14 protein-coding genes and 6 tRNA genes are annotated in these 16,214 nt (G+C 41.3%); 14 read left to right on the top strand and 6 right to left on the bottom strand.

Going from position 1 to position 16,214, the window contains the following annotated elements; genetic code table 11:
* Positions 1 to 220 precede the first annotated feature (220 nt).
* The 4 genes from trpA to B9T33_RS07565 are packed head-to-tail and all read left to right on the top strand — an operon-like array spanning position 221 to position 4,186.
* Positions 221 to 1,024, top strand: a complete 804-nt coding sequence (gene trpA, locus B9T33_RS07580; RefSeq protein ID WP_086178333.1) for a tryptophan synthase subunit alpha — start codon at positions 221 to 223, stop codon at positions 1,022 to 1,024.
* A complete protein-coding gene (gene accD / locus B9T33_RS07575; RefSeq protein WP_086178332.1) occupies positions 1,021 to 1,917 on the top strand; it encodes an acetyl-CoA carboxylase, carboxyltransferase subunit beta in 897 nt (298 codons plus the stop codon). Before trpA ends, accD begins: the two co-directional genes overlap by 4 nt.
* On the top strand, positions 1,914 to 3,197 hold the full coding sequence (gene folC / locus B9T33_RS07570; protein ID WP_086178331.1) for a bifunctional tetrahydrofolate synthase/dihydrofolate synthase: 1,284 nt from the start codon (positions 1,914 to 1,916) through the stop codon (positions 3,195 to 3,197). The genes accD and folC overlap by 4 nt, the downstream gene beginning before the upstream one ends.
* On the top strand, positions 3,194 to 4,186 hold the full coding sequence (locus B9T33_RS07565; RefSeq protein ID WP_086178330.1) for an SPOR domain-containing protein: 993 nt from the start codon (positions 3,194 to 3,196) through the stop codon (positions 4,184 to 4,186). The genes folC and B9T33_RS07565 overlap by 4 nt, the downstream gene beginning before the upstream one ends.
* A gap of 22 nt (positions 4,187 to 4,208) precedes the next feature.
* On the opposite strand, the gene B9T33_RS07560 is transcribed toward B9T33_RS07565, so the two are convergent.
* The 3 genes from B9T33_RS07560 to B9T33_RS07550 form a co-directional block, all read right to left on the bottom strand.
* Positions 4,209 to 4,787, bottom strand: a complete 579-nt coding sequence (locus B9T33_RS07560; RefSeq protein ID WP_086178329.1) for a dual specificity protein phosphatase family protein — start codon at positions 4,785 to 4,787, stop codon at positions 4,209 to 4,211.
* Positions 4,784 to 5,608 carry an MBL fold metallo-hydrolase gene (locus B9T33_RS07555; RefSeq protein ID WP_086178328.1) on the bottom strand — a complete coding sequence of 275 codons (825 nt, stop codon included), beginning with the start codon at positions 5,606 to 5,608 and terminating at the stop codon, positions 4,784 to 4,786. The genes B9T33_RS07560 and B9T33_RS07555 overlap by 4 nt, the downstream gene beginning before the upstream one ends.
* A 472-nt stretch (positions 5,609 to 6,080) precedes the next feature.
* Positions 6,081 to 6,716 carry a peroxiredoxin gene (locus tag B9T33_RS07550; protein WP_086178327.1) on the bottom strand — a complete coding sequence of 212 codons (636 nt, stop codon included), beginning with the start codon at positions 6,714 to 6,716 and terminating at the stop codon, positions 6,081 to 6,083.
* Positions 6,717 to 7,053: 337 nt separating this feature from the next.
* Here B9T33_RS07550 and secA point away from each other — a divergent pair, with 337 nt between their 5' ends.
* From secA to B9T33_RS07500, 10 genes are all read left to right on the top strand, one after another.
* Complete coding sequence (secA, locus tag B9T33_RS07545; protein WP_086178326.1) at positions 7,054 to 9,777, top strand: preprotein translocase subunit SecA; 2,724 nt, start codon at positions 7,054 to 7,056, stop codon at positions 9,775 to 9,777.
* A gap of 131 nt (positions 9,778 to 9,908) precedes the next feature.
* Positions 9,909 to 10,268, top strand: coding sequence for a hypothetical protein (locus B9T33_RS07540; protein WP_086178325.1), 360 nt, complete (start codon positions 9,909 to 9,911; stop codon positions 10,266 to 10,268).
* A 163-nt stretch (positions 10,269 to 10,431) separates the two neighbouring features.
* Complete coding sequence (argJ, locus tag B9T33_RS07535; RefSeq protein ID WP_086178324.1) at positions 10,432 to 11,652, top strand: bifunctional glutamate N-acetyltransferase/amino-acid acetyltransferase ArgJ; 1,221 nt, start codon at positions 10,432 to 10,434, stop codon at positions 11,650 to 11,652.
* Between the two features lie 151 nt (positions 11,653 to 11,803).
* Complete coding sequence (gene nadA / locus B9T33_RS07530; RefSeq protein ID WP_086178323.1) at positions 11,804 to 12,871, top strand: quinolinate synthase NadA; 1,068 nt, start codon at positions 11,804 to 11,806, stop codon at positions 12,869 to 12,871.
* Between the two features lie 154 nt (positions 12,872 to 13,025).
* A tRNA-Pro gene (locus B9T33_RS07525) sits at positions 13,026 to 13,102 on the top strand.
* A 45-nt stretch (positions 13,103 to 13,147) separates the two neighbouring features.
* Positions 13,148 to 13,224 (top strand) — tRNA-Arg (locus B9T33_RS07520).
* A 43-nt stretch (positions 13,225 to 13,267) separates the two neighbouring features.
* Positions 13,268 to 13,343 (top strand) — tRNA-His (locus tag B9T33_RS07515).
* 3 nt (positions 13,344 to 13,346) lie between these two features.
* Positions 13,347 to 13,423 (top strand) — tRNA-Pro (locus B9T33_RS07510).
* 105 nt (positions 13,424 to 13,528) lie between these two features.
* Positions 13,529 to 13,604, top strand: a tRNA-His gene (locus B9T33_RS07505).
* A gap of 18 nt (positions 13,605 to 13,622) precedes the next feature.
* Positions 13,623 to 13,699, top strand: a tRNA-Pro gene (locus B9T33_RS07500).
* Between the two features lie 126 nt (positions 13,700 to 13,825).
* Here the strand turns inward: B9T33_RS07500 and B9T33_RS07495 are convergent.
* The 3 genes from B9T33_RS07495 to B9T33_RS07485 are packed head-to-tail and all read right to left on the bottom strand — an operon-like array spanning position 13,826 to position 16,028.
* Positions 13,826 to 14,305: an OmpA family protein gene (locus tag B9T33_RS07495; protein ID WP_086178322.1), complete on the bottom strand. Its 480-nt coding sequence runs from the start codon at positions 14,303 to 14,305 to the stop codon at positions 13,826 to 13,828.
* An 8-nt stretch (positions 14,306 to 14,313) separates the two neighbouring features.
* Positions 14,314 to 15,531, bottom strand: a complete 1,218-nt coding sequence (locus tag B9T33_RS07490) for a sensor domain-containing diguanylate cyclase (protein ID WP_086178321.1) — start codon at positions 15,529 to 15,531, stop codon at positions 14,314 to 14,316.
* Positions 15,528 to 16,028, bottom strand: a complete 501-nt coding sequence (locus B9T33_RS07485; RefSeq protein ID WP_086178320.1) for a YfiR family protein — start codon at positions 16,026 to 16,028, stop codon at positions 15,528 to 15,530. The genes B9T33_RS07490 and B9T33_RS07485 overlap by 4 nt, the downstream gene beginning before the upstream one ends.
* Positions 16,029 to 16,214 lie beyond the last annotated feature (186 nt).

Genomic DNA, 16,214 nt, shown 5'->3' with positions numbered 1-16,214 from the left:
CGGAAGACAAAATTAGGCATCTTTGATCATTGTTAAAAAAACCGAAATATCGGTAAATGATGCTTTCGGGTTGTTCTGGAAAATTATGTTTGCATGAGAAATGCTAGCTAAGGATTGTATGCCCTGTTCAATGGGTAAAAAATAGCGTTACAATGCGATGGCTTGTATTTTGAAATTACCCATATCATAGTTTTGATTCATTCAAGGAAAGTATAACCCTATGTCACGTTTAGCCACTCGATTTGGAACGCTTAAATCTCAACAGCGTAAGGCCTTGGTTTCTTATGTTATGGCTGGTGACCCTCATCCACAAGTAACAGTACCTTTGTTACATCAAATGGTTGAGGCTGGTGTTGATGTCATTGAGCTAGGTCTTCCGTTTTCAGACCCAATGGCAGATGGTCCAGTGATTGCACTTGCAGCAGAACGCGCACTTGCAGCAGGGACAAATACTCTTGATGCTTTGAATATGGTGAAAGAGTTCCGTAAAAACGATACTGAAACACCTGTTGTACTCATGGGGTATTTAAACCCTGTAGAAGTCATTGGTTATGAAAAATTTGTAGCCTATGCAAATGAGTGTGGTGTGGATGGCGTATTACTTGTGGACTTACCACCCGAAGAAGCCAAAGACCTTGACGAAGTATTGAAAAAATACGACATGGATCAAATCTTCCTGCTTGCGCCAACATCAACCGATGAGCGTATTCAGCATGTGGTGAAACAGGCAACTGGTTTTATTTACTATGTTTCTCTGAAAGGTGTAACGGGCGCTGCGACACTTGATGTTGCTGAAGCTGCTGCACGTATTCAGAAAATCAAATCGTATACCGATGTCCCAGTAGGTGTGGGTTTTGGTATTAGTGATGCTGCATCTGCGAAAGCAATGGGTGTAGCTGCTGATGCGGTGATTGTAGGTAGTGCCTTCGTCAAACAATTTGCAAACTTAGCACCAGAACAAGCTGTAATCGAAACAGTGAATAAAGTGAAGGAGCTTCGAGCTGCGCTCGATGAGTTAGTATGAGTCAAGACGTAAAAACAGGCAAAATCCTAAGCGCATCTACGCCATGGACGGAGCGCGTTGTACCGGGTATTCATACGCCCGATGAACAATTAGCCCTAAAGGCGACATTTACTGAGCCAACGATTGAATGCCCTGAGTGTCATGCACTTGTGACACGTACTGCGATGTCGTTCAATGCTTATGTTTGTCCACAATGTGATGAACATTTGCGTATGAAAGCACGTGACCGTTTGAACTGGTTCTTCGATCAAGTACAAAAAGAATTGGGTCAAGAGTTTAAAGCTAAAGATCCTTTAAAATTTGTCGATAGCAAAGCATATCCTGACCGTATGAGCGAAGCTCAGAAGAAAACGGGTGAAACTGAAGCGCTTGTTGTCATGCAAGGTTCGCTCAAAGGTATACCGATGATTGCAGCTGCATTTGAATTTGATTTCATGGGCGGCTCAATGGGTACAGTTGTAGGTGACCGTTTTGTTCAAGCCGCTGAGCTTGCGATCAAAAACAAACAACCGATGATTTGCTTTGCTGCATCTGGTGGTGCGCGTATGCAAGAAGGCATGTTGTCACTCATGCAAATGGCACGTACTTCAGCTGCAATTCAAAAGATGAAAGATGCAGGTTTACCGTATTTAGTGGTACTGACTCATCCAGTTTATGGTGGTGTGACTGCATCACTAGCAATGTTGGGTGATGTACATTTGGCTGAACCAAAGGCGATGATTGGTTTTGCTGGTAAACGTGTAATTGAGCAAACAGTACGTGAAAAATTGGATGAACCATTCCAACGTGCTGAATACTTGCTTGATCATGGTGTAATCGATCAAATTGTCCACCGTCATGCATTACGTGATACAGTTTATCGTATTGTAGCGAAGTTGATGAATTTGCCTTGAACACAGCACCACTTGCATCTGATTCTTTAAACACATGGCTCGATTATTGGAGCCATGTTCATGTTACGGGTATTGATTTAGGTCTGGAACGGGTGATACCTGTTGCAGAACGATTGGGTGTGACCCAGCCGAATGCCAAAGTTTTGACAGTCGCGGGTACCAATGGAAAGGGCTCAACTACCACAACCTTAGCTGCAATTTTAAATGCGCAAGGTTACAAAGTTGGTTTGTACCAATCCCCACACATCTATCGTTTCAATGAGCGTGTAAAGCTTCAAGGTGTAGAAGTGGACGACCAAAGCTTGATTGATGCTTTTGTGGCTGTCGATCAAGCACGTCGTGAATGTGATCTAAGTTTGTCATTTTTTGAAGCGACCACTTTGGCCGCTTTTGTCATTTTTAAAATCAAACAATGTGATGTTTGGGTACTCGAAGTTGGCCTAGGTGGTCGACTCGACGTGGTCAATGTCATTGATCCTGATGTAGCGGTGATCACCAATATTGGGCTCGATCATACCGATTGGCTCGGTGATACCATCGAAAAAATTGCCTTTGAAAAAGCAGGCATCATTCGGCCAAATATTCCTGTGGTTTTTGGCGGTGAGCAAATACTACCTGAAGCCATTCGTCAAAAAGCTGAAGATTGTCAGGCCAATCTGCATATTTTAAATCGTGATTATTTCTATCAATATAGTGAAGATGGTCAGTCGTGGATGCTTGCATCTTCGGGGACGACCTTAAAACTTCCTGTTGGTTCTTTGGCGCTAGAAAATATCTCGACTGCAGTTGCGGCAATCTTACTGAGTGGGTTAAACGTGACTCAGCAGGCGATTGCAAAGGGCATCGTCAATGCTAAATTACAAGGCCGTTTTGAAGTACGTGAAATTGCTGGAAAAACTGTCATTTTTGATGCGGGGCACAATCCGCATGGTGTTGAATTTTTGTTAAAGCAATTGCGAAATTTCCTCCAGTACAATAAACAGTACACAGAAGTGATTAGCGTTTTTTCAATGCTGGCGGATAAAGATATAAATTCTGTCGTTAACTTATTGAAAGATACCGTGAGATTGTGGAAAATTGCACAGTTAACAGTGCCGCGTGCGGCAGGTGTCACACAATTGGATGACGCGTTACAGAATCAAGTCGTAGAACATTACGACAATATAAAATTAGCTTTTAAGTCAGCGCTGGAAGAAACAAAAAATAATCAGCTGATTCTGGTATGTGGTTCGTTTCATACCTTAGAAGCGGTATGGGAGTATCTGGAAGAATGTCAATGAATAACAAACAACGCTGGATGGGTGGCGTTGTTTTATTAGGTGGTGGTGTGCTTTTGGCTGCGCTACTCCTCAAAGGTAAAGAAGAAATACATCAAAACCAAAATCCAACACCTGAAACGGCTCAAGTTGAACAGCAAGGCCAAGGTGCGGGGAAAATGTCTTCATTGACAGTTGATGTCGAAACTGAAAAACGTCTGCTTGAAGAGCAACGTCGTACCCGTGAGAAGTCAGTTGCAGAGCAAGAAGCACGTGCGGCAGAGTTTTTAGCGATGCAACAACAAGCCGAAGCCGATGCAGCACGTAAAGCGGCTGAAGAATATGCGGCGTTAAATGCACACCGTACGGCACAGCAAAGTTCAGACAACATTCCTCCAGAACTCATTGAAGACGAAAAAGCCAAACAAAAACGTGCGGCTGAGGATAAGCTGGCGGCTCAAAAAAAGTTAGATCAACAAACGGCACAACAAAAGTCTGATCACGCCAAGCAAGACCAAGCGCGTTTAGCTGCTGAGAAGAAAGCCGTTGAAGACAAACGTAAAGCCGAGGCTCAAAAAGAAGCTGAACGCAAAGCTCAAGCTGATGCCAATAAAAAAGCTGCTGAAAAGAAAGCTGCTGATGAAAAACATAAACTAGAAGAGAAGCGTAAAGCTGAAGAGAAGCTAAAGGCTGAAGAAAAACGCAAAGTCGAAGCCAAGAAAAAAGCGGAAGCGGATAAAGCACGTGATTTATTGGAAAATGGCGATAAGCAATGGATGGTTCAAGTGGCGCTTGCTGCAAATGAAGCCAATGCTGATGCGGTTGCTGCAAAACTTCGTGCCAAAGGCTATAAAGTCACCAAGAGTCCTACTTCTAAAGGTATCCGCATCATGGTTGGTCCATCCAAAGACCGTGATACAGCAGATAACACACGTAAAAAGATTAATTCAGATGCAAGTTTGAATATGAAATCGGCTTGGGTGATTGACTGGGTGCCTTTGGATAAACGCTAAGTTTATTTTGGGTGCTTGCCATTTAATGAGATGGGTTCAGTAGTTGCTGCTGAACCCATTTTACATTTTCAGGGTCCAATAGGCGGTCAATATTTTTCCAAATCGGGTGATAACCATAGCCACCGTGTTTCATTTCCTGTTTGGCAGCATCGATTGTCCATCCTTGAAAAATGATGCGATACATTGCCACATTCACCCCAGTACGATCTGAACCGTGATAGCAATGAATCAATACTTTTTGATCTTGCTGTTCGGCACGTTGAATTGTACGCATGACTTGCAGCAAATCATCTCGATTAATTTCCCATGTATTCATTGGAATATGCACATATTCAATTTCAGGATCTTGAACGACTTGAGGGTCTTCATGTCGAGCACGTAAATTAATGATTACATCAATGTTTTGAGCTTTTAGGTGTGGTGTTAATTCTTTAGAAGGTTGTTCGCTACGGTAAAGTGTAGGGCTGATCTGATAAAAATTGCTCTCACGTTGAATTAACGCAGCCCAATTTTTAGGGCGTTCTTGTGGTGGAAGAGTGGGGCTGGTGATACAAGCACTGAGGCTGATACAGCAAACTAAAGTGAGGATCGGCGATTTCATGCTTGAATGTCCTGATAACGAGCCAATTCAACTGGATCATGTGCACAAATGATTTCAATTTGAGGTTCAGCTTGAGCAAGATGTTGAATATTCGCTAAATTTTTTAAGCGTAGAGTGTTATCTGTCGCCAATAAATGTTCCACTTGGTTTAAGCTGGCTGAAGCAAAGTGCGGATCTAACTGTCGATGTGAATAATAGGCATCGCCACAATACAATAACCAACAGTCTGCATTCTTTATCGCAATCCCACTGTGCCCCTGAGTATGACCTAAGAGTGGGATCATCAAAATTTCATCTTGAAACAGATCTAAGCCATGCGCTCGCGTTAAATTAAACCAAGTATCCGTTGCATTTGGCTCAATAAAGTTCCAATAGCGGTGTTGTTGAAATTGTTGTGGTCGATAACGCATTCGTGCATTGAGTGACTTGAGGTTTTGACTGGCATTGAATTCACTGGCAAGTACATGCACTGTCGCCTGCGGGAAATCCGAAATACCGCCAGCATGATCAAAATCCAAATGTGATAGCAAAATATGTTGCACATCTTTGGGATTAAAACCTAACTGCTGAATTTGGCTATAAGCGCTGAGTTTTATATCGTATTGGATATTGGCAAAGCGGGGAATAATTCGACCTAAACGTGCTTGAGGATGCAAATAATCTTGTAGCCCTAAACCTGTATCAACCAGTACCAATCCGCGGTCAGTTTCGACGAGTAGACAATGGCAGACTAAATTTGCTCTGAGACCTGATTGAGCGAAAAGTGGCGCACAGAGTGGGCAAAAGCTACCACAATGTAAATGATGAATTTGATGGATCACGGTTTATTATTTTCAGATTTTTTACTTTTATAGCTGAAGGTCATGTATTCCCCAAGCGTTTTTTTACTCAGTTTGTAACCGTAATAGAATCTAAATATTAAAAACTCAAATGCCCATCCGAAGATAGGCGATTTGATTAGTAGTGGAACGGCTCGTCATTCGTTCCGTATAAGAACATCAAAAGAATTGAGATGGGCTGAGCATTGCTTAATCCGCTAACTCTGCCTATATTGCATAAAAAAGTTTGGCTTAATTTATCTACTACGCGCTGCGTTTGTCTTACTTAAAGTCGTGCTTTTAATTTTTAACTCGAAGCATGGCTTCTCATCTTGCGCTCGGACGGAGCAGTGCTCCTTGTTGATAACTACGCACTTCGTTTGTCTTGCGAATACTTAAAGCAGTGCTTTAATTTTTCCACTCGAAGCATAGCTTCTCGTCTTGCGCTCGGACAGCGCAATGCACCGTTTTATCTTCACTCAGGTTGAGGCGTTAAACGAAGGTAAGGCGTAACTGCGTTATACCCTTGAGGAAAGCGTTGCTTAATTTCGTCTTCATCTTTTAATGACGGCACAATCACCACATCTTCACCTTGTTGCCAGTTGGCAGGGGTTGCCACTTTATGATTATCTGTCAGTTGCAGTGAATCAATCACGCGTAAAATCTCATGGAAATTACGACCTGTCGAAGCAGGATAGGTAATAATCAAACGTACTTTTTTGTTCGGATCAATGATCACCAGTGAACGAACCGTCAGTGTTTCGCTGGCATTCGGGTGAATAAAATCATAAAGCGTTGATACCTTGCGATCATGGTCGGCAATGATCGGAAAATTCACCGTGGTATTTTGCGTATTATTGATGTCATTGATCCAGCCTTTATGTGACTCAACATCATCAACCGAAAGAGCAATGGCTTTAACACCACGTTGGCTAAATTCATCTTTGAGTTTTGCGGTAAAACCGAGTTCAGTGGTGCAGACGGGTGTGTAATCGGCAGGATGGGAAAATAAAATACCCCAACTATCACCTAGAAAGTCATAAAAATTAATTGTACCTTCGCTTGAGTCTTGTGTGAAATCTGGTGCGATATCGCCTAAACGAATAGTCATGGTTTTGTTCCTATATTTATTGAATCTATTGAGCTTGAGATCCAATATGAAGGATTTTTATTATGATGAAAAATAGTGTTTTTTTATTTCTTTATGAATTTATTTCATAACAGGTTGCATAGATGATCGAAATTTATCAACCCTCACTCGTCTGAGTCACTATGTTGTATGTTTAAAATTTGCTACATTAGCTTGCCTTAAGTCTTCGGGGCTAGAGCCCGAGCGCAGAAAATTTAAAGGGATTTTGTGCAAAACCCTTGTACTTCGAATTTCTAGCACCATAATAACGACTAAGAAAATATATTCATTTGACAAGCAAGATTTAGAGAGTCTATTCATGTTGGCAAGTCTGATCGGAGGAATCTTCGGTACCAAAAATGAGCGCGAACTCAAACGCATGCGTAAAATCGTAGAGAAGATTAATGCGCTCGAGCCGACGATATCTGTTCTAAGCGATGCAGACTTATCTGCAAAAACTGAAGAATTCAAAGAACGTTATAAAAAAGGCGAAAGCCTCGATAAATTATTACCAGAATCGTTTGCTGTTTGTCGTGAAGCTGCGAAGCGTGTGATGGGTATGCGTCATTATGATGTACAGCTCATTGGTGGTATTACTTTGCACGAAGGTAAAATTGCTGAAATGCGTACCGGTGAAGGTAAAACCCTCATGGGAACGCTTGCTTGTTACCTCAATGCAATTAGCGGAGAAGGTGTTCACGTGATTACCGTGAACGACTACTTGGCACAACGTGATGCTGAGTTGAACCGTCCATTATTCGAATTTTTAGGTTTAAGCATTGGTATTATTTACTCAATGCAAGATCCAACGGAAAAAGCACAGGCTTATCGCGCAGACATTACTTACGGTACCAACAACGAATTTGGTTTCGATTACTTGCGTGACAACATGGTGTTCTCTGCTGCTGAGAAAAAACAGCGTAGTCTCGTTTATGCCATCATCGATGAGGTCGATTCGATCCTGATTGATGAAGCACGTACACCATTGATCATTTCTGGTCAAAGTGAAGACTCATCTCAGTTGTATGCTGCTATTAATAGCATTCCACCAAAATTACATGCGCAAAAAGAAGAGAAAGTGCCAGATGGCGGTCACTTCTGGATTGATGAAAAACAGCGTTCAGTTGAAATGACTGAAGTCGGTTATGAAACCGTCGAAGCTGAATTGATTCAAATGGGCTTGCTTGCTGAAGGCGAAAGTCTGTATTCATCTGCAAATTTAAACTTGGTTCATCACGTTTCTGCGGCTATTCGTGCGCATTACCTGTATCAACGCAACGTGCATTACATCATCCATGAAGGTGAAGTGATCATTGTTGATGAAAACACCGGTCGTACTATGCCGGGTCGTCGTTGGTCTGAAGGTTTGCATCAAGCCGTTGAAGCGAAAGAAGGTTTGGAAATTCAACCCGAAAACCAAACTTTGGCGACCACAACATTCCAGAACTATTTCCGTCTTTACAAAAAACTTTCAGGTATGACCGGTACTGCTGATACTGAAGCTGCGGAAATGAAAGAAATTTACGGTTTAGACGTCGTGTTGATTCCAACACACCGCCCAATGATTCGTAATGACCAAAACGATTTAATCTATTTAAATCGTGACGGTAAATACAATGCAATTATTCAAGAAATTCAGCGTGTACATGAGGCGGGTGTAGCACCAATTTTGATTGGTACAGCAACCATTGAAGCTTCTGAAATCCTATCAGATAAGTTGAAAGAAGCGGGCATCACACACGAAGTCTTGAACGCAAAACAACACGAACGTGAAGCCGATATTATTGCACAAGCAGGTTCACCACGTGCTGTAACCATTGCGACGAACATGGCAGGTCGTGGTACCGATATTCTGTTGGGCGGTAACTGGAAAGCATTGCTTGCCAAAATTGAAGAACCAACTAGCGATGATGAAGCACGTTTAAAAGCAGAGTGGGAACAAAGCCACGAAATGGTTTTGGCTTCTGGTGGTTTACACATTATTGGTTCAGAGCGTCACGAATCACGTCGTATTGATAATCAGCTTCGTGGTCGTGCGGGTCGTCAAGGTGACCCAGGTGTATCACGTTTCTACTTGTCGCTTGAAGATGACTTGATGCGTATTTTCGCAGGCGACCGCGTAGTTGCGATGATGCGTGCGATGGGTCTCAAAGAAGACGAAGCCATTGAACATAAAATGGTATCACGTTCGATTGAAAATGCACAACGTAAAGTTGAAGCACGTAACTTCGATATTCGTAAAAATCTATTGAAATACGATGACGTGAATAACGAACAACGTAAGATTATTTACTCTCAACGTGATGAAATTCTTGAAGAAGCATCATTGCAAGATTATATCGAAGCTATGATTCACGATGTGACCAAAGGCATGATTGAAGTTTATATTCCACCTGAGTCGATCCACGATCAATGGGATATTCCAGGCTTGGAAAATGCGCTTCGTGAAGATTTGTCTATTGATTTACCAATCTCACAATGGTTAGAACAAGACCGTCGTTTAGATGAAGAAGCTTTGGTTGAGCGTATTAGTGATGAAGTGATTGCACGTTACCTTTCTCGCCGCACACAAATGGGCGATGAATCTGCAGCGATGCTTGAACGTCATTTCATGCTGAATTCGTTAGACCGTCATTGGAAAGAGCATTTGGCGGCCATGGACTACCTACGTCAAGGTATTCATTTACGTGGTTATGCGCAGAAAAACCCAGAGCAAGAATACAAAAAAGAAGCATTTAACTTATTTGTAAACATGCTTGCGGTTATTAAATCTGATGTTGTAACAGATTTATCACGCATTCACGTGCCAACGCCTGAAGAGCTAGCTGAAATGGAAGCTCAAAAACAGGCGCAAGCTGAATCGATGAATCTTCAATTGTCACACAATGACTTTGATAACTTGTTGGCGGAAGCCAATGGTGAAGAAGTGTTTGATGCGCAATATACGCCAGCTGAGCAAGTGATTATTCCGCCAGAAAGTCGTAATTCACCTTGTCCATGTGGCTCTGGGTTGAAATATAAACAATGTCACGGAAAAATCTAAGTACTTGAAAAGTCAGAGTCGTAAGGCTCTGACTTTTTATGTTGCTCTGTTGCTGTGACCCAATAGTGTTTGCAGTTCAGCAGATTAAATGTTATTTAGTTTCTATCAATAACCGTAAAACGGAACAGACAATGAAAAAAGTACTAAAACCGTTCATGATTGCTGCTTTGGCTTTGCCTACTTTTGCATTTGCAAACGCTCCTCAGACAACTTCTGTGGAGAAGGTTCAACAAGCAATTGGCCCAACAACAACTCAACTACAGGTTGGTACTGATGGTCAAGTGACTGTAGCAAGCCCGCGTACAGGCATTCGCTATACCTTTGCTAATCCAAACCGTCCGATCGTGATACAAACAGCAAAAATTGCTGCGGCAAATGCAGCGAATGCGGATCGTATTGTTGCTGAAAACCCAGCGCTTTCGGCTTCAAGCCAACAACAAGCAAAACAAGCTTTACTCAATGAAGCGACTCAAACGGCTGCACGTAACTAAGTTGCTGTTGAGGATCGCCTAAAAAACCAGTCTTTTGACTGGTTTTTTTCTGCACGTTCTTTTAGTCGAAGAAAAATAGTTGAAAAAGACGCTAGATCTCGATTTTTTGTACATTTTCCTCTAAGCTGTATTTTTCTATTACCCAAATATTGGACGTTTAAAAATGGCAGTTGGTGACGTATCTATGCCACAGATGCATGTGGTGAAAGGTGTAAAAATTGGTTCGGCAGAAGCGTATGTGCGCTATCAGAACCGACGTGACCTTGTTATTTTTGAATTTTCTGAAGGTTCGAATGTTGCGGGTGTATTCACGCAAAATGCATTTTGTGCAGCACCAGTTCATGTGTCTAAGGCACATTTGCAGGTTGGCAATCCACGTTATTTAGTGATTAATACGGGTAATGCCAATGCAGGCACAGGCAAAATTGGTATGGCAAATGCAGAAGCGACATGTGCCAAGCTTGCAGAACTCGCAGGTATTAAAAATACGGAAGTATTGCCGTTTTCAACAGGTGTGATTGGTGAGCAATTACCGATTGACCGTTTAATGAGTGGCTTACAACCTGCTTTGGATTCTCTAACAGAAGATGCGTGGTTGGATGCTGCAACGGGCATTATGACGACCGATACTACACCAAAAGGTGCATCGGAACAGTTTGAGCTTGACGGCGTAGTTTATACCATGACTGGTATTTCGAAAGGCGCAGGCATGATTCGACCAAATATGGCGACTATGTTGAGTTATGTTGCTACTGATGCGCCTATTAGTCGTGTGTTGGTTCAGCAGTTATTAAAAACGACAGTGAACCTATCGTTTAACCGTATTACGGTTGATGGCGATACCTCGACCAATGATTCATGTATTTTCATCGCCACTGGTCAAGCAGGTGGTACTAAGATTACGACTGAGTCAGATACTCGATATGCAGCTGTGCTTGAAGTGCTGACGCGTATTATGAAACGATTGGCACAGCTCATTGTTCGTGATGGTGAAGGTGCGACTAAATTTATCACTGTTGCGGTAGAAGGCGGCGCTAATACACAGGAATGCTGTGATGTTGCATACAGCATTGCGCATTCGCCATTGGTGAAAACGGCAATCTTTGCATCTGATCCAAACTGGGGTCGTATTTTGGCTGCCATTGGCTACGCAGGTGTACCAGAACTGAACGTCGAAAATATTCAAGTTTGGTTGGGCGATGTGCAGATCTGTAAAGATGGTGGTGCCGCAGCAGACTATACAGAAGAAGCGGGCGCTGCAGAAATGTCAAAGTCAGAGATAACCATCCGTGTCGATCTGGGACGTGGCAGTGCGAAGGATACGGTCTATACCTGTGATCTCTCATATGACTATGTGAAGATCAATGCAGACTACCGTTCATAAGTAATTTGATATTTTTGAAAGCCTCCTTTGTGAGGCTTTTTTATAAGTAAGACTTTTTAATAACTGGTAAAAAATAGCCAAAGCCATATTTGCCAGTCAGTTGTAAAGCACCTGTAAATTTGCAGGGATTAAGGATAGAGAAGACGTTGTTATGAATGATGCAAGCAACTTAATTGCAAATGAAGCTAAATCCATTGTACAAGCGCATTTGGATCGTTTGGGTGATACGCAAGAACATCATCTTAGCGAAGCTGAAAAGTTAGAGAAATTTGAATTAATTAAGGCAGAACTCAAAAAACGTAATGCTGTCCTTGTTGCACATTACTATTGCGATCCTGAAGTGCAAGAGCTGGCTGAACTCACAGGTGGCTGTGTATCTGACTCACTCGAAATGGCGCGATTTGGACGTGATCATGAGGCGACCACACTTGTAGTTGCTGGCGTGAAATTCATGGGCGAAACTTCTAAAATTTTGTCACCTGAAAAAACAGTGTTGATGCCAACATTAGAAGCGACATGCTCATTAGATTTAGGCTGTCCTGTTGATGAGTTCACGCAATTTTGTGATGCACATCCTGAGCATACTGTTGTGGTTTATGCCAATACATCTGCGGCAGTAAAAGCGCGTGCGGATTGGGTTGTTACCTCAAGTTGTGCGGTTGAAATCATTGAACATTTAGATGGTTTGGGTGAAAAAATTATTTGGGCACCTGATCAGCATCTCGGTCGTTATATTCAAAAGAAAACTGGCGCAGACATGTTGCTATGGGATGGTGCTTGCATCGTGCATGAAGAGTTCCGTGCACGTGGCATTGCCAATATGAAAGCCTTGTATCCAGATGCAGCGGTATTGGTACATCCAGAGTCTCCAGAATCAGTCGTGGATATTGCAGATGCAGTAGGCAGTACTTCACAATTGATTAAAGCCGCACAAACATTGCCGCATCAACACTTAATTGTGGCAACAGACCGTGGTATTTTTTACAAGATGCAGCAAGCTGTACCAAATAAAATATTAATCGAAGCTCCTACGGCAGGTGAGGGTGCAACGTGTCGTTCATGTGCACATTGCCCATGGATGGCGATGAATGAACTCGATGGAATTTTGCAAGTTTTACAAAAGGGTGATCAGGAAATATTTGTTGATCCAGCACTTGCTGAACGAGCTAAATTGCCATTAGATCGGATGTTGAATTTCAGTGCCAGTTTAAAACGCTGAAATTTGTATGAAAAATGATTAAAGTGCTTGATAAATAGTCGCTTGAAATGATTTTTTATATTTTTTTTAAGATAGGTGTTGACGTTATTCGACGTCACGCCTAGAATGCACACCGTACCGCATGATATGCGATACAGCGAAAGCTGAGATGAAACGGAGCATAGCACAGCCTGGTAGTGCACCTGGTTTGGGACCAGGGGGTCGTAGGTTCGAATCCTACTGCTCCGACCAATTTCTCAAGGCAAAAATCGCGTGATAGTCTATGTCATCGGTAATGCGCCTGTAGCTCAGTTGGATAGAGCATCCGCCTTCTAAGCGGATGGTCACAGGTTCGAATCCTGTCAGGCGCGCCATTTATGGTGTTCTGATACTAGAACTTGAAAACTTGTTGTGACGGTGGATGTAGCTCAGTTGGTAGAGCCCCGGATTGTGATTCCGGTTGTCGTGGGTTCGAATCCCATCATTCACCCCAATTCGGAGCATAGCACAGCCTGGTAGTGCACCTGGTTTGGGACCAGGGGGTCGTAGGTTCGAATCCTACTGCTCCGACCATTTTCTTAAAGAAAACGGTCGATAAAAGATACCGCATCAAGCGGTTTTTTTATGTCTGTAATTTAAAATGGTTTATATTGGTTGTTCATAGATAAGTATGTAATGGTGGATGTAGCTCAGTTGGTAGAGCCCCGGATTGTGATTCCGGTTGTCGTGGGTTCGAATCCCATCATTCACCCCAACTTTTTTAAGTTGAAAACGGAGCATAGCACAGCCTGGTAGTGCACCTGGTTTGGGACCAGGGGGTCGTAGGTTCGAATCCTACTGCTCCGACCATTTTCTAGAAGATAATGGTCAATAAGAGATACCGCGAAAGCGGTTTTTTTATGCCTGAAATTTGTTTGAATTAGAATAAAAGTAATAAAAAAGCCTCATAAAGAGGCTTAATTAGATGGAAAATAATTAAGGAATAATCGTAACGTTTACACGACGATTTGTAGCTCTGTGGGCTTCTGTATCGTTTGAAACAAGAGGTTGGTCAGCACCGCGGCCAATAATTTGAATATTTGAAGATTTATAGCCTTGTTCTAAAAATATACTCGCAACGCTTTGTGCACGCTTTTCAGAAAGAACCTGATTGTAGGTCGCTTGTCCGACATTGTCGGTATGACCAATAAATTTAATTTTCTCTAAATTGTATTTATGCAATTGAGTTGCGAGTTGATCTAGTTTGGTTTTTTGCTGTGGTTGAATTTTATAATCATCAAAACCAAATAGTAGTCTTTCTGGTAAGGCAAGTGACCAACCATCATCAGTTAATACAAAACCTTCTTTTTTTAACATGCGAGCTTGTTTATAACTTAAATTACCTAAACTCATACAGGCGGTGACGGATGCTGTGAATGCAAGAATGAAAATAACTTTAAATAGGTTTTTTAACATGACTTATCCTATGCATTATGGCGTTGTGGCGCGATGCACCAGTGAGCAGGGGTATTTTTTGCGTCATACATGGCACGATCTGCATCAGCAATAAGATCTTCTGGTGATTTTGCATTTTGTGCCAAGGCGACGCCAATATTGGCTTTTAGTGAAATATGGTGTTGCTCAAAGATAAATGTTGAGCTGTAACAGTCTTGGATTTTATGACAAAATTCTTCAAGTTCACTTTGTGAATTAATTTGATGAATAATAATGGCAAACTCATCACCGCCCAAACGAGCAACAAATGAATTATCAGGTAAAGCCTGTTTTACACAATGCGAAGATGCTCGCAAGATGGCATCTCCTGCAAGATGTCCATATTGATCATTCACGTTTTTGAAGTGATCTATGTCAACAAAAAATACGGCTGCATATTGTTGGGTTTCAAAAAGCTTAAAAAGTTGTTCGTAAAAATAATGACGATTTGGCAATTGTGTTAAAGCATCGTGGCGTGACAAATGTTGAAGCTTGTCATTTTCAATAATTAAGTTGTGATTGGATTGTTCAATTTCACTCAATAAACCGTTAAAAGCAGTACTTAATGCTTGTAACTCTTGAATATCTGAACTGGAAACACGTAAGTTATAATTTTTTTTGATGCTAATTGTTTGTGCGGATTCAACAATAGAACGAAGTGACTGCATTAAATATTGGTAAACAGAGTTGACTGACCAAAACACAGTGGCAAGTAATAAAATAAAACCCAGTGATAAGCCTAATAATATTTTATGGAAAAAGCTGACAAGATCTGAAGAATTACCGTAGACAATCAGCTCTCCATAGTGCTTATGGTCGTGTTGAATGTCTAAACGAAGTGGCTGACTAAAAAAGAAAAAATCTAAAATCATCTGACTTGAAAAGGTTTTAACATTGGCTTGCTCAGCATGTGCCAATTGGACAGCTTTATTATTGATAATTTCAAGTGAACGAATCGGGTATTGCTGTGCATATTCATTCAAAATTTGATTCATTGTGCTTTGATCGTTAAATACCACGGCAGGTTGAATCCGCTCATTAATTGCATTTGAAAGGATACTTAAACTATTTTTTGCATAGGTATGCATGGTGTAAGTTGAGATGACCAGAAAAATGGCAGAACAAATTGTGAAAGTAAGAACAAAAATAGTGAGCTGAGAGCGCGTAAATAATTGGTGTAATGTAATTGGGTTATAAAGTTGTTTCATTCAGCTGACTCCGATGCCTTCGCCAGTAATAAAACACGAGGATCAATATGGACTTGAGATTGGGTTAGGCTTTCCATATTTATTTTAAACGCAAAATTTTGTTTTTTTCGATACAGGCAAAATGCGCTTCCATTTTCACATTCACTATTATTGCTACTAATCGATAATGCTGGAAATGATACATGGCTATTTAAAATGTTTTGCTCTTCTTTCGCAGAAAGGTTGGAGAAAAACAAAATTTGGCAGTGGTTGGATTTAATGTTAGCGACTTGAATTGATGAAATTATATAGTTGCTATGAGCGGGAGCATATTTTTTAAAGTCTTTTACTGAGTTTGCGTTATTTACAATACAAAATTTAGGCGTGTCAGTTTCCCACTTTGCATAACTTAAGATGGAAAATGTTGTACTGAATATATTTGAGGCTGGATTTGCATATATAACAGGTGTTAAAGCCAATCCACCAATTATCCAGGCAATTTTTTTTAAATAGGCCATATTGAATTGTAAATAATAAGATATACGAGGTGATATAGGTTTAATTATAAAAAAATAATCGGTATATCGGGTGATAATAATACAAAAAAGCATGCAGGTGTCTAAAAAAACAGCACATGAAGAAAATATTTAAAAATAGGTGTTGCAACGGTACTGAAATGCTGTAGAATGCACATCCATCGGCGG

Origin of the sequence: Acinetobacter sp. ANC 5054 (genome assembly GCF_002135295.1) — a bacterium.
Taxonomy (GTDB): Bacteria; Pseudomonadota; Gammaproteobacteria; order Pseudomonadales; family Moraxellaceae; genus Acinetobacter.
This window is presented reverse-complemented; position numbering and strand designations above follow the sequence as displayed.